Genomic DNA, 544 nt, shown 5'->3' with positions numbered 1-544 from the left:
CGCGGCGGGCGCGCCGGGGCCCGGCTTCGCCGGCTCCGGCGTCTTGGCCGGCTCCTCGACCGGCAGCGCCACCGGGGTCACGCGCGCCGTCATCCAGCGCTGCAGCTCGCGCTCCACGTAGTGGGCGAGCTTGCGGGCGCCGGCCTGGGTGAAGTGCACGCCGTCGGCCGCGCGCAGGCGGCGGATCTGGCCCTCGACGTCCGGCCCCTGCAGGGCGAAGCGGCCGGCCTCGTCGACGAAGCCGTCCCACACGTCGACATAGACGATGCCGGCGCGCTCGGCGCGGCTGCGGAACAGGTCGTTGAGATAGCTGAAATCGGCGGTCGAGCGGGCGCCGCGCACCGGCGGCAGGCCGACCCAGAACACCGGCACGCCCTTGCTCTTGAGCGCCGCGATGGTCTCGTCGATGCGGCGGATGTAGAGCTCGGACCAGCGCTCGGAGCGGAACTCGTGGCTGCTGCCGCCGGCCTGCTGGCCCGGCTGGTCGGTCGCGGCGTCGGCGGCCGGCGCCTCGTCGGGCGCGCCGGTCGGGGGCGTGGCGTCC

1 protein-coding gene is annotated in these 544 nt (G+C 76.3%); it reads right to left on the bottom strand.

What is annotated here, in order from left to right:
- Positions 1 to 544: DUF459 domain-containing protein (locus tag CH341_RS31820; RefSeq protein ID WP_146604729.1), on the bottom strand; the 544-nt coding region annotated here is incomplete at both ends.

It is taken from the genome of Rhodoplanes roseus (assembly GCF_003258865.1).
In the GTDB taxonomy this organism is placed as follows: Bacteria; Pseudomonadota; Alphaproteobacteria; order Rhizobiales; family Xanthobacteraceae; genus Rhodoplanes; species Rhodoplanes roseus.
This window is presented reverse-complemented; position numbering and strand designations above follow the sequence as displayed.